Origin of the sequence: Aminobacter sp. SR38 (assembly GCF_014843375.1) — a bacterium.
In the GTDB taxonomy this organism is placed as follows: Bacteria; Pseudomonadota; Alphaproteobacteria; order Rhizobiales; family Rhizobiaceae; genus Aminobacter; species Aminobacter ciceronei.
In genome coordinates, this window is sequence record NZ_CP062112.1 from 1,607,067 (window position 1) to 1,625,559 (window position 18,493).

At 65.1% G+C, this 18,493-nt stretch carries 19 protein-coding genes; 11 read left to right on the forward strand and 8 right to left on the reverse strand.

All coding sequences use genetic code 11. The features are described from left to right. Positions 1–96 precede the first annotated feature (96 nt). Together IG197_RS07860 and IG197_RS07865 are read left to right on the forward strand one after the other, a co-directional pair. The gene (locus IG197_RS07860; RefSeq protein WP_154386820.1) at positions 97–312 is read left to right on the forward strand and encodes a hypothetical protein; all 216 of its coding nucleotides are present in this window, start codon (positions 97–99) and stop codon (positions 310–312) included. 72 nt (positions 313–384) lie between these two features. Next, on the forward strand, positions 385–1,590 hold the full coding sequence (locus tag IG197_RS07865) for a glycoside hydrolase family 25 protein (protein WP_182575250.1): 1,206 nt from the start codon (positions 385–387) through the stop codon (positions 1,588–1,590). A gap of 24 nt (positions 1,591–1,614) precedes the next feature. Here IG197_RS07865 and purD read toward each other — a convergent pair whose 3' ends face one another. Then, positions 1,615–2,892, reverse strand: coding sequence for a phosphoribosylamine--glycine ligase (gene purD / locus IG197_RS07870; protein ID WP_192318079.1), 1,278 nt, complete (start codon positions 2,890–2,892; stop codon positions 1,615–1,617). A 135-nt stretch (positions 2,893–3,027) separates the two neighbouring features. On the opposite strand from purD, the gene ubiA reads away from it, so the two are divergent. Beyond that, the gene (gene ubiA / locus IG197_RS07875; RefSeq protein WP_192318081.1) at positions 3,028–4,011 is read left to right on the forward strand and encodes a 4-hydroxybenzoate octaprenyltransferase; all 984 of its coding nucleotides are present in this window, start codon (positions 3,028–3,030) and stop codon (positions 4,009–4,011) included. A 10-nt stretch (positions 4,012–4,021) separates the two neighbouring features. On the opposite strand, the gene IG197_RS07880 is transcribed toward ubiA, so the two are convergent. The 3 genes from IG197_RS07880 to IG197_RS07890 form a co-directional block, all read right to left on the reverse strand. Next, complete coding sequence (locus IG197_RS07880; protein ID WP_067964634.1) at positions 4,022–4,588, reverse strand: DUF6101 family protein; 567 nt, start codon at positions 4,586–4,588, stop codon at positions 4,022–4,024. A gap of 168 nt (positions 4,589–4,756) precedes the next feature. Then, complete coding sequence (locus tag IG197_RS07885) at positions 4,757–6,187, reverse strand: FAD-binding oxidoreductase (RefSeq protein WP_192318083.1); 1,431 nt, start codon at positions 6,185–6,187, stop codon at positions 4,757–4,759. A gap of 16 nt (positions 6,188–6,203) precedes the next feature. Further along, a complete protein-coding gene (locus IG197_RS07890; RefSeq protein WP_182575287.1) occupies positions 6,204–7,142 on the reverse strand; it encodes an L-threonylcarbamoyladenylate synthase in 939 nt (312 codons plus the stop codon). Positions 7,143–7,343: 201 nt separating this feature from the next. Here IG197_RS07890 and IG197_RS07895 point away from each other — a divergent pair, with 201 nt between their 5' ends. Then, positions 7,344–7,757, forward strand: a complete 414-nt coding sequence (locus IG197_RS07895; RefSeq protein ID WP_192318085.1) for a hypothetical protein — start codon at positions 7,344–7,346, stop codon at positions 7,755–7,757. A gap of 74 nt (positions 7,758–7,831) precedes the next feature. Next, a complete protein-coding gene (locus IG197_RS07900) occupies positions 7,832–8,215 on the forward strand; it encodes a hypothetical protein (RefSeq protein ID WP_067964642.1) in 384 nt (127 codons plus the stop codon). 30 nt (positions 8,216–8,245) lie between these two features. Here the strand turns inward: IG197_RS07900 and glyS are convergent, their stop codons facing one another. Beyond that, positions 8,246–10,537: a glycine--tRNA ligase subunit beta gene (glyS, locus tag IG197_RS07905; RefSeq protein ID WP_192318087.1), complete on the reverse strand. Its 2,292-nt coding sequence runs from the start codon at positions 10,535–10,537 to the stop codon at positions 8,246–8,248. Between the two features lie 214 nt (positions 10,538–10,751). Between glyS and IG197_RS07910 the strand changes: the two genes are divergently transcribed. After that, entirely contained in the window at positions 10,752–10,925 is a 174-nt protein-coding gene (locus IG197_RS07910; RefSeq protein ID WP_154386783.1) for a hypothetical protein, read from the forward strand. Positions 10,926–10,970: 45 nt separating this feature from the next. On the opposite strand, the gene IG197_RS07915 is transcribed toward IG197_RS07910, so the two are convergent. From IG197_RS07915 to IG197_RS07925, 3 genes are all read right to left on the reverse strand, one after another. Then, the gene (locus IG197_RS07915; RefSeq protein WP_192318088.1) at positions 10,971–11,915 is read right to left on the reverse strand and encodes a glycine--tRNA ligase subunit alpha; all 945 of its coding nucleotides are present in this window, start codon (positions 11,913–11,915) and stop codon (positions 10,971–10,973) included. A gap of 121 nt (positions 11,916–12,036) precedes the next feature. After that, entirely contained in the window at positions 12,037–14,040 is a 2,004-nt protein-coding gene (locus tag IG197_RS07920) for a tetratricopeptide repeat protein (protein ID WP_192318090.1), read from the reverse strand. A gap of 175 nt (positions 14,041–14,215) precedes the next feature. Next, complete coding sequence (locus IG197_RS07925) at positions 14,216–15,232, reverse strand: polyprenyl synthetase family protein (protein WP_192318092.1); 1,017 nt, start codon at positions 15,230–15,232, stop codon at positions 14,216–14,218. A gap of 150 nt (positions 15,233–15,382) precedes the next feature. Between IG197_RS07925 and IG197_RS07930 the strand changes: the two genes are divergently transcribed. The 5 genes from IG197_RS07930 to IG197_RS07950 all read left to right on the forward strand — a co-directional run bounded on the left by IG197_RS07930 (position 15,383) and on the right by IG197_RS07950 (position 18,493). Further along, a complete protein-coding gene (locus IG197_RS07930) occupies positions 15,383–15,607 on the forward strand; it encodes a DUF2007 domain-containing protein (protein WP_067964652.1) in 225 nt (74 codons plus the stop codon). Positions 15,608–15,633: 26 nt separating this feature from the next. Continuing rightward, complete coding sequence (locus tag IG197_RS07935; protein ID WP_246765427.1) at positions 15,634–16,404, forward strand: tRNA1(Val) (adenine(37)-N6)-methyltransferase; 771 nt, start codon at positions 15,634–15,636, stop codon at positions 16,402–16,404. Between the two features lie 86 nt (positions 16,405–16,490). Then, positions 16,491–17,354 (forward strand): S49 family peptidase, encoded by an 864-nt coding sequence (locus IG197_RS07940; RefSeq protein WP_192318094.1) that lies wholly within the window; start codon positions 16,491–16,493, stop codon positions 17,352–17,354. 76 nt (positions 17,355–17,430) lie between these two features. After that, on the forward strand, positions 17,431–17,616 hold the full coding sequence (locus tag IG197_RS07945) for an NfeD family protein (protein ID WP_067964658.1): 186 nt from the start codon (positions 17,431–17,433) through the stop codon (positions 17,614–17,616). 10 nt (positions 17,617–17,626) lie between these two features. Continuing rightward, positions 17,627–18,493 (forward strand): 4-(cytidine 5'-diphospho)-2-C-methyl-D-erythritol kinase, encoded by an 867-nt coding sequence (locus tag IG197_RS07950; protein ID WP_192318096.1) that lies wholly within the window; start codon positions 17,627–17,629, stop codon positions 18,491–18,493.

Genomic DNA, 18,493 nt, shown 5'->3' on the forward strand with positions numbered 1-18,493 from the left:
GAGGGGAAGTGACTTTTTACGTAAACGTCAAATTTCATCACACTTTGCGCCAAGGCGTGCGGCTTGGTAGAACCGGCAAAAATCATCGAGGACGCCATGCTCGCCCGGCCCGACACCTTCAGCTGCATCGAATGCGGCCTGCCCTACCGTTCCGAGGGCTTCTGGTATCACGGCGGCAAGATCGAAGACGGCGCCGCCTACTGGACCGATCGCGGCATACTGTGCTCGCCGAAATGCTCGCTTGCCCATCACCGCAAGCGCGCGGCCGAAGGCACGCTGCCGACCAAGCCCGCCCCCGATCCGTTCGAATAACGCCTCAATCGGCCCCAAAAGCGCTTGCTTTCAACCTGCAGGCGGTGGAGCCGCATCAGCATTTCCTTAACCATGGCGGTCCACGATCTGATATCGATCACCGAGGATCGCCTTTTGAGGGGACTGGCGTCTAGATTTCATCGCCTCGCGCTCGCAGCGCTGACCGCCGCTTGGGTAAACCACATCCCCGCGCCGGCTGCGGCCTCCGACTTCTCCGAACCATGGAAGAAGTCCGACCGGGCGCTGGTCATCGACGCCTACGAATACAATTCCATCGACTGGCAGAAGCTGTCGGGCGACAAGCGCATCGTCGGCTTCATCAACAAGGCCTCCGACGGACTGCCCCCGGCCTATTCCTGCTCCGGCGACGAAACCGCCTACAGGCTGTGCAAGGCGCTGTGGAAACGACATGCGGTTGCCCGCGAACTGTTCCACACGCGCAAGGTCGTCGCCAAGGCGCTCGGGCTGAAATGGGGTGCCTACCACCTTGCCCGTCCCGGCAACCCGATCGAGCAGGCCGAGAACTTCCTCGATTTCGCCGAACCCGGCCCCGACGATCTGATGGCGATCGACATCGAGGAAAACGATCCGACCAAATGGATGTCGCTCGAGGACGCCGAGTTGTTCGTGCGCCATATCTTCCTGCGCACCGGCCGCTATCCGATCCTCTACACCAACGGCACGACCTCCAGATACATCGCCGACAACCGCTATCGCTACCGGCTGCTGTCGCGGCTGCCGCTCTGGTATGCGCGTTACAAGCCCGAGATCGGCATCCATTTCCCGAAGGGCAACTGGCAGCGCTATTCGCTGTGGCAGTTCTCGGCCCAGGCCAATTGCGGAGAACGCCGCTGCCCCTACCGCGTCGCCGGCACGCCCAACGACATAGATGTGAACGTCGCACCAATGGACGCCGAAGGCCTGCGCCAGGTCTGGCCGTTCGGCCAGCTTGTCGAAACGACAGACGACTTCATGCTCAATGTGCCGCTGCCGATCGCCAGGGATGAGGGGCTGAAGGGCGAAAGCCGCATCACCTATGCCTCGGTCGCCTATCCGGTGCGTCTCGACCTGCTTGCCGAGACGCTGCGCTCGAGCTGGGACAAGGCCGTGCTCGGCGCACTTCCGGCGTTCAGACCGGCACCCAGCCGCTACATCAACGGCATGGCGGAATTCGCAGCACTGAGGCGCGACGAAGTGGTGCGTGTGGCCAGCCAGAACGCCGCAAGGCTCGATCCGGTCGCCACCGCTTCGACCGAGAGCGACCGCGCCGAGCGCTAGTCGGTCGCCCCGGCGTCCAGCCGACTATTTCTGCTGTTCGCGCTCGACCGCACGCCAGCCGATGTCGCGGCGGCAGAACCCTTCCGGCCAGTCGAGCCCGTCGACAGCCGCATAGGCCTTCTGCTGCGCTTCGCTGACATCGCTGCCCGTGGCGGTGACGTTCAGCACGCGGCCGCCATTGGCGACGATGTTGCCGTCGCTGACGGCGGTGCCGGCGTGGAACACCTGCGCGCCGGCAGCTTCCGCCCTGTCGATGCCCGAGATGACGGAGCCCTTTTCCGGCGTGCCCGGATACCCCTTGGCCGCCATCACCACCGTCAGCGCCGCCTCGTCGCGCCAGCGCGCCGAGACATGGGTGAGTTGGCCATCGGCGGCGGCATTGAGCAGCACGAGAAGGTCTTCCTTCAGCCGCATCATCAGCACCTGGCATTCGGGGTCGCCGAAGCGGGTGTTGTATTCGATCAGCTTCGGACCCTGGTCGGTCAGCATCAGGCCGGCAAACAGCACGCCCGAGAACGGCGCACCCATTTCAGCCATGCCGCGCATCGTCGGCTCGATGATTTCGCGCATGGTCTGTTGGATCAGTTCGGGCGTCATGACGGGCGCCGGCGAATAGGCTCCCATGCCCCCGGTGTTCGGTCCAACATCGCCGTCGCCAACACGCTTGTGGTCTTGCGCGGTTCCGAACGGCAGCGCCGTCTTGCCGTCGCAAAGACAGAAGAAGCTCGCCTCCTCGCCGGTCATGAATTCTTCCACCACGACAGATGCGCCGGCACCACCGAAGGCACCCTCGAAACAGGCGTCGACAGCTTCCAACGCTTCGTCCAGCGTCATCGCAACCGTCACGCCCTTGCCGGCGGCGAGGCCGTCGGCCTTGATGACGATCGGCGCGCCCATCTTCTCGACATAGGCACGGGCGTCGCCGGCATTGTCGAAACGGCCATAGGCAGCTGTCGGAATGCCGTAGCGGGCACAAAGATCCTTGGTGAAGCCCTTCGACCCCTCGAGCTGTGCGGCCACCTTGGAGGGACCGAAGACACGAATGCCGGCGGCGCGCAGATCGTCGCCGATGCCGGCGACCAGCGGGCCCTCGGGGCCGACAACGACGAGGTCGATCGCCTTGTCCTTGCAGAAGGCTGCGACGGCGGCGTGGTCGGCAATATCGAGCGCCACCAGTTCGGCTTCCCGGGCGATGCCGGGATTGCCCGGCGCGGCATAAAGCCTGGTCAGCATCGGCGAGGCCGCAAGCTTCCAGGCCAGTGCGTGTTCGCGGCCGCCGGAACCGATGAGCAGGATGTTCATGCGCTTGACCTCTTGCCGATGCTTGACGTGATGCACCCGCTAGTGGCCGGGAGGGACGAGGTCAAGCTGCAGCGCTGCCAAACACGGACAAATCGTCGGCTTGACGCCTGCCCACGCCGCTGGCACTCCCATGACATGGAACAGATCCAATCAAAAGCCGGCCAGGGCCGGGTCGCCGATGCTCCCAGCGGTCACTGGGTCTACCGTGCCTTGCCACGTGGGCTGTGGCCTTACGCCCAGCTCGCGCGCTGGGACCGGCCGATCGGCTGGGTGCTGCTTCTGTGGCCATGCTGGTGGTCGGCGGCGATGGCGGCGAGCGCTTATGCGCGGCCGGGTGACAGCCTGATGTCGCTTTTGCCTTCGCCTTCGTTCCTGGTGCTGTTCCTCATCGGAGCGGTGGCGATGCGCGGCGCCGGCTGCACCTACAACGACATCGTCGACGAAGGCATCGACGCCCAGGTCGAGCGCACGCGTTCGCGCCCCCTGCCCTCGGGCCAGGTCAGCCGCCGCCAGGCTTGGGTGTTCCTGGTGCTGCAGGCGCTTGTCGGACTGGTCGTGCTGTTGCAGTTCAACAGCTTCACCATTCTGCTCGGCATCTCGTCGCTGGCGATCGTTGCGATCTACCCGTTCATGAAGCGCATCACCAACTGGCCGCAATTCGTGCTTGGCCTCGCCTTTTCCTGGGGCGCGCTGATGGGCTGGGCAGCCGAATTCGGCGACATAGACGGCCCGGCCGTGCTGCTCTATTTCGGTTCGATCATGTGGGTGATCGGCTATGACACGATCTACGCCCACCAGGACAAGGAAGACGACGCGCTTGTCGGCGTGAAGTCGACCGCGCGCTTCTTCGGCGAAAACACCAAGTCATGGCTGTTCGGGCTTTATGCCGGGGCGTTGATGCTGGTTGCGACGGCCTTTGCCATCGCCCAGGTGCCGATGCCGGCACTCGCCGGCCTTGTCGCCGCCGGCGCACACATGATCAGGCAGATCGTCGTGCTCGACATCGACAATCCCGACCAGTGCCTCAGGCTGTTCAGGTCGAACGGCCAGATCGGCTGGATCATCTTCATCGGCCTGATCTGCGGCGGCGCCTGGGTGGCGCTGAAGCCGCTGATCTAGATTCTCTGCGTCACGCCCGGGCGATGATCTCTTCGCCGTCGATGACGAGGCGGACACCGAGCGCGCCCGACTTGCGGCGGGCGAGGAAACGCGGCCTGCGCATCCTGGAGACGCGCCCCTTGCGTCGGTCCTGCGCCGGCAGGGTCTTGATCGCCGCGCCGAGCGACTCCTCGAGCGTGCGGGCAACGCCGTCCGCCTCGATCAGCAGCATGGGCAGGCTGTAATAGTCGGCCCAGGCGCGCCAGTCGGCGGCAACGTCGTCGAGATCGTCGGCGACCAGAAGCGGCACAGACAGCATCGGATCGTTGTGCAGCAGTTCCAGCGTCACCGTGACGTTCAGGTCCTCGTCTTCCATCGCACGGGCCGCAACGCCGCGGAACGCGCGCGCCGGCAGCGCAATCGTCGCCGGCAGCCCGCTGAGCGCCAGCAGGCGGCGGATCACCGCGCCGCGGTGATCGATGGTGAAGGTGACGTCGCCAAGGTCGTCACGCGTCGCGTAGCTGACCATCTGCGGCAAGCGGAACGGGTCGAGGCGCATGTTGCGTCCCGCCCAGACTGGCTTCAGTCCGGTGTTCATGGTGTGCCTTCCTGTTATCTCCTGAGAGCCGGTTTCCGGTCTCTCCGGACCAGTTTTCCCGGTCTCGTTAGGAAGGACACTAGCGGGGTGACCTTACCGCCCCGCTTAAGAAATTGGGTTAAATTTTGCTGATCTCGGCGATGGTTATCGGAATACCACCAGAGACGTTCAAATCGTCTTGCCGGGGTTCATGATGCCGGCGGGATCGAACGCCGCCTTGACGCGGCGCATCAGCTCGATGGCGATCGGCGGCGCCGTGGCAATGAGCTCATCGCGCTTGAGCTGGCCGATGCCATGTTCGGCCGAGATCGAGCCGTTCATGGCGCGTACGACGTCGTGCACCGCCTTGTTCATGTCGCGGTAGAGCGCCAGGAACGCGTCGGCTGCCATGCCGACCGGCTGCGAGACGTTGTAGTGCAGATTGCCGTCGCCCATGTGGCCGAAGCAGACAACGCGCGCCTCCGGGCAGACGCTGGCAACAGCGACAGCACCTTGTGCGATGAAGGCGGGGATACTGGCGATCGGCACAGAGATGTCGTGCTTGATCGACGCGCCTTCCACCTTCTGCGTTTCCGGCAGCATCTCGCGCAGGCGCCAGAACTCGTTGGCATGGGCAACGCTTGCGGCAATCGCCGCATCGCCGACCTGCTCGGCCTCGAAGCCGGCCGAGAGGATGTCCTCGATCAGCGCGCGCGCGTCCTCGGCCGAGCGGCCCGAGGAGATTTCCATCAGCACCTGCCAGGGCCAGTCGCCTTGCAGCGGCGGCCGCGCATCGGGAATGTGGCGCATGGCAAATTCCATCGGCCGGTGGCCGATCAGCTCGAACGCCGTCAGCGCGCCGCCGGCCATGTCCTGGGCGCGGTCGAACAAGGCGAGCGCTGCCTCTGGCGACGCCAGCCCGACCCAGGCGACTTCGCGACCCTTGGGCTTGGGATAGAGCTTCAGCACCGCCGCCGTAATGACGCCCAGCGTGCCTTCGGCGCCGACGAACAGGTTCTTGAGGTCGTAGCCGGTGTTGTCCTTCTTCAGCTTGCGCAGGTCGTCGAGCACCTCGCCGGTCGGCAGAACCACCTCGACGCCAAGGCACAGCTCGCGCGCATTGCCATAGGCCACCACGCCGGTGCCGCCGGCATTGGACGACAGATTGCCGCCAATCTGGCAGGACCCTTGCGACGCCAGCGACAGGGGATAGAGCCGGTCGACCTCGTCGGCTGCCTTGTGCAGCACGTCGAGCACGACGCCGGCCTCGGCAATGACGGTGTTGGAGACCGGATCAATCTCGCGGATGCGGTTGAGGCGCGACAGCGACAGCACGATCTGGCCGCCCGAACGATCCGGCACCTGGCCGCCGACGAGGCCGGTATTGCCGCCCTGCGGCACGATCGGCGTCCCCGTTTCGGTGGCGAGCCTCATGATCGCGCTCACCTCCTCGACATTTGCCGGGCGTAGCACCAGCGAGCTGGCACCCGTGAACAGGCCGCGCGGCTCATGCACATAAGGTTCGATGTCGCCTTCCGCGCGCACCGCATGACGCAGGCCGACGATGGCAGCGAAGCGCTCGGCAAGCGCGGGATCGAGGCCGGGAAGATTCTGGGTCATATGACGGAAGCTAAGTTCAGACGTGAGGATTGTCACGAGGGGCAGCGGCGCGCGCCAGCCTGTCGTTGATCGCCTCGCCGAGTTCGTCGAACGGTATCGGCTCGACGGCGATCAGCTCGGCGCCGCTGCGGTCGAGCGCCTGGAGATGCGCAAAGAGATTTGTCGCCGCTTCGCGCAGGTCGCCTGTCTCGGACAGATTGAGGAAGGCGCGGGCCTGTTGCCAGCCATCGGCACGGCGCGGGCCAAAACCCAGCAGCGCCTCGCCTGCCGCGACAGCGTCGGCATTGAGCCGCATCGCAGCACCCGGCGCGTAGTGCGAGGCAAGCATGCCGGGCGCTTCGATGCCGGCGGTCACGCCGCGCAGCAGCGGCGCACCGGCCACCTCTTCGATGTCACCTGCCGGAACGCCGCCGGGGCGCAGCAGCCGCACGCGGCCGTCCTCGACCTTGACGATCGTCGATTCCAGCCCGACCGGCGTCGAACCACCGTCGACGACGAGCGGGATACGCGCCCCGAGATCGCTGGCCACCGCCTCGCCGCTGGTCGAGCTGATCTTGCCCGAGCTGTTGGCGCTGGGGGCCGCCAGCGGCCGGCCGAGCCGTGATATCAACGTGCCGCCGAACCCCTTGGGCATGCGCAGCGCAATGGTCTCGAGCCCTGCTGTAACCAGCGGATGAATGCCCGAACCGGGACGCAGCGGAACCACCAGCGTGAGAGGTCCGGGCCAGAATTGTTCCGCCAGCTTGCGCGACAGCGGGTCGAACACGCCGATGCGCTCGGCCATGGCCATGTCGGCAACGTGGGCGATCAAGGGGTTGAAGCGCGGGCGGCCCTTGGCCTCGAAGATGCGGGCGACGGCCTCGCCATTGGTCGCGTCACCTGCCAGGCCATAGACGGTCTCGGTTGGTATGGCCACCACCTCGCCGGCGCCGAGCAGCGCCAGTGCCGCGTCCATCGCCTTGTCGGCTGCGATCAGTTCCGCCACGTCTCAGCTTCCTGTTGCATGCCCGGTCCCTACTCCGCGCCGCCTCATGCGACAAGTGCGCCACCGCCAAGATTTCCGGCATTGCCTAAAATGCACCGCATCTTCGAAATCGGGCTGCAACCGCCCAGCTGTTACATTGCGCCTTGAAGTTGATTCAACTCCGAGGGTCATATGCGCCTTTGCGCTGCGTTTCTTGTTGCCGGCATCGCCGTGTCCTGTACGGCTCACGCATCTTCGATCGTCATCGTCGAAGCCAGTGCGGCCAGCCCGTCATCGGTCAGCGTCGACGCCAAGAAATCGGCCAGCAGGTCGATCGTCGCGCTCGGCGCTGCCCAGGTCGACGCCGGCAAGGTCGCGGCGATCGAAGCCGAACCGACAAGGACCAACCATAAGATGGGGCCTGAGCTGATGGTCATCCGCGGCGGCGAGGTTGGTTCAGCGTCGCCTGATACGTCGGCTGGCGAGCCCGTTGCCGCGGAAGCCGTGCCCGCCCAGCAGGCCGCGACCGGCGACCAGTCGCCCTTGCCTGTTGCGCCCGACGGGACCCCGATCGACCCAGCGCCAGCCCATGTCAAAACCGAATAGTCCGGCTTGACCGTCACGCCGTCGTTGTGCACCGTCGCGGCAACATATCGGCAATCTGGGCAAGGGGTTGATCCATGAAGGCAGGTCGCAGCATCGCAGCGGGGCTCCTGGCCATGCTGCTTTCCGGTACAGGCGTGGCACAGGCCGATCAGCTGCTCGGCACCTATGTCGCGCGGATCTCCGAGAAGGACCATCAGGCCAGCGATGGCTATGCCCTGGACAGTGCCGCCCAGGTCGTGCGGCAGGACCGCGCCAATGTACATCGGCACATCCAGACCGACGAGGAAGACGACCTCGACGACTGGTTCACCAGCAATGCCAAGCGTGCGCGCTTCGAGCAGCTGTTGAACAAGCCTGGCGCGATGAGCAACTCGACGCGCAGCGCCATCCTCCACGGCGAGCCGCTGATCGAGGTCCAGGTCTATCGCCAGAGCGTCAAGGTTCGCCTGCTCGACTGAGTGAAAAGGGCGGCTTTGCGCCGCCCCAGCCTATCCCGCGATCTTGGAGAAATCGGCGACCTGGTCGGTCGCCGCACGGATGCGCGCGAGCAGCGCCAGGCGGTTGGCACGCACGGCGACGTCGTCGTCGTTGACGAGAACTTTCTCGAAGAATGAATCGACGGGTTCACGCAACACGCTGAGGGCGCGCATGGCGCCGGAAAAGTCTTCTTTCCGAATCGCCTGGCCGGCTTCGCTGACAGCCTGATTCATCGGCGCGAACAACGCCTTTTCCGCCTCTTCGCGGAAGAGAGCGGGGTCGACGGCGTCGGCTACGGCGGTCCCCTTCTTCTCTTCGGCGGCCAGGATGTTGGCGGCGCGCTTGGTGCCGGCGAGCAGGTTCTTGCCATCCTCGCTGTCGACGAAGTGACCCAGTGCTTCGACACGCCGGGTGATGGTCAACAGGTCGTCGGCCTCCGGCGTGATGACGGCGTCGATAAGATCGTGGCGCGCGCCAAGCTCGCGCAGATAGACCTTGAGACGGTCATGGAAGAAGGCGATCAGGTCGGCCTTGAGCGGCGCGGCACGGTCTATCGTTTCCTTGCGCAGCTCCGCTTCATAGGCAGCCAGCGCATTGTCGACGTCCTGCTCGCCGTCGACATCGCCGCTGTCGATCGCGTCCTGCTTTGCCTCGAACGCGGCGAGCTTCTTGGCGATGGAGCTCTCATCGAGCTGACGCAGCGCCGCATCGAACAACGCCTGCAGCGGCAGCTTGCCGCGCGCCGACAGGATGATCCTGACGATGCCGAGTGCGGCACGACGAAGCGCATAGGGGTCCTTCGACCCCGTCGGCTTTTCGTCGATGGTCCAGAAGCCGACGAGCGTGTCGAGCTTGTCGGCCAGCGCCACCGAAACCGAAACCGGGTCGGCGGGCACGCGGTCGGAGGGACCCTGCGGCTTGTAGTGCTCCTCGATCGCCGCTGCCACCGACGGGCTTTCGCCCTGCAGCAGCGCATATTTGCGGCCCATGGCGCCTTGCAGTTCGGGGAACTCGCCGACGACCTCGGTCTGAAGGTCTGCCTTGGCGAGCACTGCGGCGCGGTCGGCCAGCTTCGGCTCGGCACCGACAAGCGGCGCGATCTCACGGGCGAGCCCGCGGATGCGCTGGACGCGCTGCCCTTGCGTGCCGAGCTTGGCATGAAAGGTCACGCCAAGATGGTCGAGGCGGGCCATGCGCTGGTCGAGCGGCTTGTGGATATCGAGGCCGAAGGCTTCGGCCGACTGCTTCAGCGTATCGAGATCGGGCAGGTCGCCCTGGTCCGTCTTCCAGAAATAGAGCGCGTCCGAAAGGCGGGCGCGCACCACCTTGCCGTTGCCATGCGCGATCTCCTTGCCGCCATCCTTGGCCTCGATGTTCGAGGTCAGGATGAAGTGGTTGGAAAGCGCGTCCTCGCTGCCCTGCGGCCGCGTGACGAAGCACTTCTGGTTGGCGCGGATGGTCAGCCGGATGACTTCGGCCGGGATCTCGAGGAACGTGTCCTCGAAAGTGCCCATCAGCACCACAGGCCATTCGACGAGGCCGGAAACCTCTTCGAGCAGCCCTTCATCCTCGACGAGTTCGAGGCCATTGGCAAAGGCGAGGTTGCGCGCATCGGCGGAGATCATCTCCTTGCGGCGCTCGGCATCGATGACGACCTTGGCGGCCTCGAGCTTGGCGGCGTAGTCGTCGAAGCGGCGAACGGTGATTGCCTCGGGCGCATGGAATCGATGACCAAAGGTGACGTTGCCGGAACGGATGCCGTCAACCTCGAAGTCGACGACCACCGGCTCCTCGGTCTCGGGGCCGAAGGTGCAAACGATCGACTGGAGCGGGCGCACCCAGCGCAGGCTGCCCGGCTTGGCCGAGGCCGGGCCCCAGCGCATCGACTTGGGCCAGGGGAAGGTCTTGACGATCGCCGGCACCAGCTCGGCGATGATCTCCTCCGCCGAGCGGCCGGGCTTGGAAATATGGGCTACATAGAAATCGCCCTTCTTGGGATCGCTGTGGACATGCGCCTGGGATATCGAGCTCAGGCCGGCGCTGCGCAGAAAACCCTGGATCGCCGCTTCCGGCGCCTTGGTGCTCGGGCCCTTGCGGTCTTCATGGATGTCCTTGGAGCGGGCCGTCAGCCCCCTGATGTCGAGCGTCAGACGGCGCGGCGTCCAGTATTCGCGTGCCGCCTCATAGGTCAGACCCGCCTCGACAAGACCGTCGGTCAGCATCTTCCTGAGGTCACCCGCCGCCTTGCGCTGCATGCGCGCGGGGATTTCTTCGGAACGCAACTCTAAAAGCAGATCGGGCATCGGACGGGCTCACGCGGAAATGGTCCGCGCGGCATAGCAACTCAGCCGCCCGCTGTCACTTCCCGAACGCGATCGGCCCGAACGCGATCGGCAAAATTCCGTCGAGCTGTCGGACCGTCGCCGGGACAATCGTCCTAGGGAAGAAGATTTCCATGAACCGGATGCTGCGCTGGAGCGACCCACGCTCAGACAGACACCTATTGGCCGAACGACAATGAAAACCGCCTCTGCCCTGCTCCAGATCTTCAGCCTCAGCGCCCTGCTCGCCATGCATGTGGCGGCCCCGGCCGAATTCCGGATGCCCGGCGTGCGCAAGGCGTTGCAGACGATCAATGGCGAAACGCTGCAACCCCGCCTTCCGGAGGGGCTGGAACTCGCTGCTGCCTGATGGCCACTTCACGGCGACCTCCCCCGACAAGGGAAGGTAAAGCCGTCAAGCCGCCAGGCCGCCGGCTTCGGTCAGCAGGAAAGCCTCGCCGCAGGCCTTGGACAGGTTGCGGACGCGCAGGATGTAGCTCTGGCGTTCGGTGACCGAGATCACGCCGCGCGCGTCGAGCAGGTTGAAGACGTGGCTCGCCTTGATGCACTGGTCGTAGGCCGGGAAGACCATCCTGTGCTGGGCCAGATTGCCGCCATCGGCCGGCGCGCCGGCAGCGAGCAGCGCCCTGCATTCGGCTTCGGCATCCTCGAAATGCTTGAGCAGCATCGCGGTGTTGGCATGCTCGAAATTGTGCCTGGAATATTCCTGCTCGGCCTGCAGGAAGACGTCGCCATAGGTAACCTTGTCGTCGCCTTCGAGGCCGTTGAAGTTGAGGTCATAGACATTGTCGACGCCCTGCACATACATCGCCAGGCGTTCGAGACCATAGGTCAACTCGCCGGCGACGGGCGCGCATTCGATGCCGCAGACCTGCTGGAAATAGGTGAACTGCGACACTTCCATGCCGTCGCACCAACATTCCCAGCCGAGGCCCCAGGCGCCCAGCGTCGGGCTTTCCCAGTCGTCCTCGACGAAGCGGATGTCGTGGACAAGCGGATCGATGCCGATCGCCTTGAGCGAGCCGAGGTAGAGCTCCTGAAGGTTGGACGGGTTCGGCTTCAGGATGACCTGGTACTGGTAATAGTGCTGCAGCCGGTTCGGGTTCTCGCCGTAGCGGCCGTCCTTTGGGCGGCGCGAAGGCTGTACATAGGCTGCGTTCCAGCGCTTGGGTCCAAGCGCGCGCAACGTCGTTGCCGGGTGGAACGTGCCCGCGCCCACTTCCATGTCGTATGGCTGCAGGATGATGCAACCGTGTTCGGCCCAGTAATTGTGCAGCGTCAGGATCAGGCCCTGGAACGAGCGGCTGGGGTGCATGTGGGCGGGCATGGTGTCGGTCACGGGCAAAGCTCGATCATTGGCGCGCGCCCCGCAAGAAAACGGGGCCACAGAAGGCCCCGTCCTATTCCGCCCGATAGTTAGGGTCAAGCTGCGGTGCAAAGACGACCGCCGCGCAATCGGCTCACTTGCCCGGCAGCTGAAGCTCCTGGCCGGGTGCCAAGCGCGCGGGATCGCCGCGCAGCTGCGGGTTGAGATCGAGAATCTCGCGATAGCGGTCACCATTGCCGAGCACGTCATTGGCGATCGACCACAGCGATTGCCCACGCTGGACCTTGTAGGCGGCTGGGATCACCTGGGCGGCCGGTTCGACTGCAGGCGTTTCCAGTTCGCTCTTCTTCTGGCTGTCCTGGGCAGGGGCTGCCGGCTTGACCGAGATCGGCTTGGCAGGGGCTTCCAGCGCCGTCGGCTTCTCCGGCAGGTCCGGCAGGCCCTTGGCGAGCTTCTGCTCGACATCGGCCAGGATCTTCGGCTCCGGCTTCATGTCGCGGGCATGGCTCCACTGGAATGTCGCTTCGAGCTTGCGCCCGACACGCCAGTAGGCGTCGCCGAGATGGTCGTTGAGCACCGGATCGTCAGGCTTCAGCGACACCGCGCGCTCGAGCTCGCGCACCGCGTCCTCGAACTTGCCGAGGCGGTAGTAGGCCCAGCCCAGCGAATCGATGATGTAGCCGTCGCTCGGGCGCAGGTCGGCGGCCTGCTTGATCATCCCGAGGCCTTCCTCGAGATTCATGTTCATGTCGACCCAGGAATAGCCGAGATAGTTCAGAACCTGCGGCTGGTTGGGGAACAGCTTCAGCGCTTCACGGAAATTCGGTTCTGCCTTGGGCCATTCCTTCAGCCGCTCATAGGCGATGCCGCGCTGGTAGAAAACGTTCCAGTTGGTGTTGGTTGGCGTCTTCAGCACGCTGACTGCCTTGTCGTAGACATCGGCTGAGGCGCGGTAATTGTCGGTCGAGGCATAGACCCCGCCAAGCGCGAGATAGCCGCGCATGTCGTCGGGGTTGGCGTCGACCAGTGCCTTGAGATGCTTGATCGCCTCGTCATGGCGCTTGAGATCGGCGAGGTTGAGGCCGAGCTGCAATTCCGACAGCCGCTTGAGCGGCGAGGTTGCGGGCACGCGGCGGTAAAGCGCGATCGCCTCTTCGCCATTCTGCTGCTGCTCGGCAATGGCTGCGAGCTGCACCAGAAGCTCGTCGCTCTCCGGCTTCAGCGCAAGCGCATATTGCAGATAGAGCCGGACGAAGGGTTCGCCGCCGCCACGGTTCAGCGCCGTCGACAGGTTGAGCAGGATTTCGGCAGCGCCATCCTGCGGATTGGCGACCAGCGGGCCGATCTTCTCGCCCTTGGTGATTTTGTCGCGCAAGGAAGCGATCGGCAGCTTGCCGGGGGCAAACTCGTCGGCGCGGTCGAGGATGGCCAGCGCCTCGGTCTTCTTGCCGGTGCGGGCCAGGAAACCGGCATAGGATTCGGCGGCGCGCATCCAGGTCTCCGGTGCCGCGCTGCCGGCGCCGAGATTGTCGATGGTGGCGCGATAGATCTCGTCCGCCTTGTCCTTCTGGCCGGCGGTCTCGGCGATCAAAGCGCGGTGGTAGGTCTTGAACAGCTCGTACCATTCCGGGCCTTCGAGCTTGTCGAGGAACTGCAGCCCGTCGCCGGCCTCGCCCTCGCCCTGCTTGGCCCAGGCGGTCATGACGCCTGTGATCAGCCGGTCGAGGTCGGATTCGAGCGCCAGCTTGAGCCACTTCTCCGCGCCCTCGTAATCCTTCTTGCGGAAGGTATCGACGGCAAGCGCCAGACGCGAGAAACGCTCCACGTCGGGAACTGTCTTCAGCATCTCGGCATAAGGCAGCGATTCATCGAAGCGGCCTTGCGCGATCAGCGCCAGCATCAGGCTCTGCTGCAGGGCGGCATCTTCGGGATCGAAGGCCAAAGCGCGCTTGTAATAGGCGATGGCGCTATCCAGGTCGTCGTCGGCCTCGGCGGTGCGGGCCGCGAGATAGGCGCCGGAAAACGAACTGATCTCGACCGGTTCGGTGAGCTGTTTGGCATATCCAGGCTGGGTCAGGGCGGTAAAGCCCGCCAGAGCCGCAAGGCCCAACAGCCAGATCGCGCGTCGCTGCCGCATGAAAATCCTTCCTACCAAGGTCCTACGGTCGTCCAGCCGGTGGCCGGGTCGCAACCGCTTGTCGGTGCCAAGCATGGCCTTTTTGGGGTCACGCTTCAATCCGCACCGGCTTCACAATACGACAGGCGGCTCAACGAATTCACAATGTTGAACCAACGGCAGGTGGAATCCTGCCTCAAACGACGCGGCTGATGCAGAAATCGATGACGTCGATGAGGGCCGACTTCTGCGGCGTCTGCTCCAGCGGGGCCAGCGCATCGCGGGCAATCTCGCCGAAATGGCTGGCGCGGCCGATCGTGTCGGCGATGGCGCCGTGGCGCACCATCAGGCCGACAGCCTTCTCCAGCGCCGCATCGTCGGTCTTGCCCTCCTCGATCGCGCTCTTCCAGAAGGCGCGTTCGGCAGACGTTCCGCGGCGATAGCTCAGGATGACCGGCAGCGTGACCTTGCCCTCGCGGAAGTCGTCGCCGACATTCTTGCCGAGGTCCTTGCTCGACCCGCCATAGTCGAGCGCATCGTCGATGAGCTGGAAGGCAAGGCCGAGATTCATGCCGTAGGAGCGCAGTGCTGCCTTGTCGTTCTTCGACGCGCCGGCAATGACCGGACCGACTTCGGCGGCGGCCGAGAACAGGGCAGCGGTCTTTGCCTTGATGACGGCGAAATGTTCGTCCTCGGTGGTGTCGAGGTTCTTGGCGGCGGCCAGCTGCATCACCTCGCCCTCGGCGATGATCGAGGCAGCGGAGGACAGGATGTCGAGCGCTTCCAGCGAACCGACCTCGACCATCATGCGGAAGGCCTGGCCGAGCAGGAAGTCGCCGACGAGCACGCTCGCCTGGTTGCCCCAGATGGTGCGCGCCGTCTTCTTGCCGCGGCGCAGGTCGCTTTCGTCGACGACGTCGTCATGCAGCAGCGTCGCCGTGTGCATGAACTCGACGGAGGTCGCGAGCCTGACGTGGTTTTCGCCGGCGTAGCCGAACATCTGCGCCGCAGCGAGCGTCAGCATCGGGCGCAGGCGCTTGCCGCCGGAGGAGATCAGATGGTTGGCCACCTCGGGGATCATCTCGACGTCGGAGCCGGCCTTGGACAGGATCAGCTCGTTGACCCGCCCCATGTCGGCGGACGTCAGGTCGATCAGGTCCTTGATCGACGCAGCGTCCCGCTTTCCCTTCTCGATGTTGAGAACGACACCCAAGGCCAACACTCCCAAATTACACAGGCGCGTGGTCGCGCGCGTAGCTCTTAGGCGATTCTAGGGCGGCATGCACCGTGCCCGCAAGTGGCGAATTGGCGCGGTGCAACAGGCAGCGTTTACTTCGCCGCTCCAAACTGCGAATTTCCTGAGATGATCGAACTCATCCGCACCAATGACGCCGTCATCATCTCCTTCGTCGAGGCACTGCTGCGCGACGCCGGCATCGGCAGCTTCACCGCCGACGAGAACATGAGCGTGCTCGACGGTTCGATCGGCATCCTGCCGCGCCGGATCATGATCGATGCCGACGACGCCGACGAAGCACGGCAGCTTCTTACCGACGCCGGCATCGAGCACGAAATTCGCCGGAAGTGACAGCCGAACCGCCACCCGCAAAACATCTGGACTTGCCACCGCATACGGTGGACGCATTCCATCGCGGCGACTTCTGGCTGGTGCAGCCCAGCGACAGCGGCCACCGCGCCGGCATGGACGCCTTGATGCTCGCAGCCGCCGTGCCGGGCACGTTCGCCGGCCGGCTTGCCGATTTCGGCGCAGGTGCGGGTGCTGCCGGCCTTGCGGTTGCGTCGCGCTGCAGGCAGGCCAAGGTGCAACTTGTCGAGCTCACCACTGAGATGGCGCGCTTCGCCGAGGCGACGCTCGCTTATCCCGGCAACGCCTCGCTGCGCGAGCGAGCGTCGGTGCTCGTCGCCGATGTCGGCCTTTCCGGCAAGACACGCACCGAGGCAGGCCTTGCCGACGCCTCGCTCGACTTCGTCATCATGAACCCGCCCTTCAATCCTGCGCATCACCGGCCGACACCGGACGCGCTGAAGCGGCAGGCGCATGTCATGGAGGACGGGCTGTTCGAAAGCTGGCTCCGGAGTGCTGCCGCCATGGTCAAGCCGCGCGGCGGCCTCGCCATCATCGCCCGGCCGGAGCAGCTCGCAGCGATCCTTACGGCCCTCGAGGGTCGCTTCGGCAAGGCCGAGATCGTACCGGTGCATCCGCGCGCCGACGCGGCCGCGATCCGTATCATCGTGCGGGCGGTTCGCGCCTCGCGGGCGCCGTTGACGCTCTGCCCGCCGCTGGTCCTGCGCGATCCCGGCGACAGCTTCTCGCAACGCGCCGACGACATAAGCAACGGCCGCGAGTCGCTTTTCGGCGATTGAAGCTTTTCGGCGATAGAACTGGGCCGAAGCATTGCGCTTGTCGCGGGAATACATACATCCGCATGACCAGAGACCGGAGAGATTACGTGAAGAACCTGTTCCGCCGCCTGCTGCCGAGATCTATGCGAGGCGGCGAGATCGTCATCCCCGTCATCAGGCTGCAAGGCGCGATCATGTCGGGCGGCAGCCAGTTCCGGCCGACGCTTTCACTGGCAAGCACAGCCGGGGTGATCGAAAAGGCCTTCTCGATTTCCAGCGCGCCCGCCGTCGCCATCTCGATCAATTCGCCGGGCGGTTCGCCGGTACAGTCGCGCCTGATCTTCAAGCGCATCCGCGACCTTGCCGCCGAGAAGAACAAGAAGGTGCTGGTCTTCGTCGAGGACGTCGCCGCATCGGGCGGCTACATGATCGCCATTGCCGGCGACGAGATCTTCGCCGACCCGTCCTCCATCGTCGGCTCGATCGGCGTGGTATCGGCCTCGTTCGGCTTCACCGACCTGATCAAGAAGATCGGCGTCGAGCGCCGCGTCTACACCGCCGGCGCCAACAAGGCGACGCTCGATCCGTTCCAGCCGGAAAAGGCCGAAGACGTCGAGCGGCTGAAGAAGCTGCAGCTCGAAGTGCACGACACCTTCATCGACATGGTCAAGGAGCGCCGCCGCGGCAAGCTCAAGGACGACCCGGACCTGTTTACCGGCCTGTTCTGGTCGGGCAAGAAGGGCCTCGAACTCGGTCTCGTCGACGCGCTGGGCGACATGCGCACCGTGCTCAAGGACCGCTATGGCCCCAAGGCCGAGCTCAAGCTGATCACAGCACCGCGCGGCCTGTTCGGCCGCAGGCTCGGCCTCGGCTCATCCCTCGGCTTCACGCCTGAGGCAGCCGGCGCGGTTGCCACCGGCCTGGTGGATGCGGCGGAAGAACGCGCATTGTGGAGCCGGTTCGGCCTTTGAAAAAGCCGAAACGGCGGATTATCATGTCGGGACAGCCCCGGCCGGCCGGAAACGGCACCGAAGGGAGGAGAATGAAATGCCGCAGCTCATCTTTTTCGCGCTTGTCGGCGTGGTCGCCTATATCGGCTACCGCTCCTTCATCAAGGAGGCCGAACGGGTGACTGCCAAGGTGCGGCGCAACGAGAAGCAGCGCCAGACCGGCGCCAACGGCACGCTGGTCAAGGATCCCGAAACCGGCGAGTACCGGCTCGAGAAAGACTGACGCCCCGCCCGTGACCTTCAACAGCGTTCCGCTCGCCGAACTCGCCCCGGCCAAGATCAATCTGGCGCTGCATGTCACCGGGCGGCGCGATGACGGCTACCATCTGCTCGAAAGCCTCGTCGTCTTTGCCGATCTTGGCGACCGCATCACCGTTGCGGCGGCAACAGAGGACAGTTTCGTCGTCAATGGCCGCTTTGCCGCCGATGTGCCGGTCGATGGCGGCAACTTGGTGCTCAAGGCCCGGGACGCGCTGCGCGCTGCCTTTCCCCACCACACCACCCAGCCGGTCGCCATAGCGCTCGAAAAGAACCTGCCGGTCGCCTCGGGCATCGGCGGCGGTTCGAGCGACGCGGCTGCCGCGTTGCGCGCCCTGAACCGCCTTTGGCGCCTGCCGGCCGATGCCGCAACCCTTGCCCGCCTCGCCTTGCCGCTTGGCGCCGACCTGCCGATGTGCCTGGCTGGGCATCCGCTGGTCGCCCGCGGCATCGGCGAGCAGCTCGCCCCGGTCAGGCATTTTCCTTCGCTACCGATGGTGCTGGTCAATCCCGGCATCGCGGTGGCGACACCGAGCGTCTTCCGGGCGCTGGCCTCACGTAAAAATCCCCCGCTCGCGCCGCTCGACAGCGCCGATACCGTGCTCGACTGGCTGGCAACCAGCCGCAACGACCTTGAGCCTGCAGCAATGTCGATCGAACCCTCGATTGTCGCGGTGCTGACCACCCTTCGCAATTCGGGTGCCGCCTTCGCCCGCATGTCGGGATCAGGCGCCACCTGTTTCGGCATCTTCGACAGCAACGCTGCCGCCGCGCACGCGGCAACGGCGATCTCGGCAGAGCGCCCCGGCTGGTTCAGCGCCGCCACAACGACCCGGACCTAG

Excerpts from the sequence above, each read along its gene's own strand:
- IG197_RS07860 (WP_154386820.1), top strand. The coding sequence starts at position 97 with ATGCTCGCCCGGCCCGACACCTTCAGCTGCATCGAATGCGGCCTGCCC.
- IG197_RS07865 (WP_182575250.1), top strand. The coding sequence starts at position 385 with ATGGCGGTCCACGATCTGATATCGATCACCGAGGATCGCCTTTTGAGG.
- purD (WP_192318079.1), bottom strand. The coding sequence starts at position 2,892 with ATGAACATCCTGCTCATCGGTTCCGGCGGCCGCGAACACGCACTGGCC.
- ubiA (WP_192318081.1), top strand. The coding sequence starts at position 3,028 with ATGGAACAGATCCAATCAAAAGCCGGCCAGGGCCGGGTCGCCGATGCT.
- IG197_RS07880 (WP_067964634.1), bottom strand. The coding sequence starts at position 4,588 with ATGAACACCGGACTGAAGCCAGTCTGGGCGGGACGCAACATGCGCCTC.
- IG197_RS07885 (WP_192318083.1), bottom strand. The coding sequence starts at position 6,187 with ATGACCCAGAATCTTCCCGGCCTCGATCCCGCGCTTGCCGAGCGCTTC.
- IG197_RS07890 (WP_182575287.1), bottom strand. The coding sequence starts at position 7,142 with ATGGACGCGGCACTGGCGCTGCTCGGCGCCGGCGAGGTGGTGGCCATA.
- IG197_RS07895 (WP_192318085.1), top strand. The coding sequence starts at position 7,344 with ATGCGCCTTTGCGCTGCGTTTCTTGTTGCCGGCATCGCCGTGTCCTGT.
- IG197_RS07900 (WP_067964642.1), top strand. The coding sequence starts at position 7,832 with ATGAAGGCAGGTCGCAGCATCGCAGCGGGGCTCCTGGCCATGCTGCTT.
- glyS (WP_192318087.1), bottom strand. The coding sequence starts at position 10,537 with ATGCCCGATCTGCTTTTAGAGTTGCGTTCCGAAGAAATCCCCGCGCGC.
- IG197_RS07910 (WP_154386783.1), top strand. The coding sequence starts at position 10,752 with ATGAAAACCGCCTCTGCCCTGCTCCAGATCTTCAGCCTCAGCGCCCTG.
- IG197_RS07920 (WP_192318090.1), bottom strand. The coding sequence starts at position 14,040 with ATGCGGCAGCGACGCGCGATCTGGCTGTTGGGCCTTGCGGCTCTGGCG.
- IG197_RS07930 (WP_067964652.1), top strand. The coding sequence starts at position 15,383 with ATGATCGAACTCATCCGCACCAATGACGCCGTCATCATCTCCTTCGTC.
- IG197_RS07945 (WP_067964658.1), top strand. The coding sequence starts at position 17,431 with ATGCCGCAGCTCATCTTTTTCGCGCTTGTCGGCGTGGTCGCCTATATC.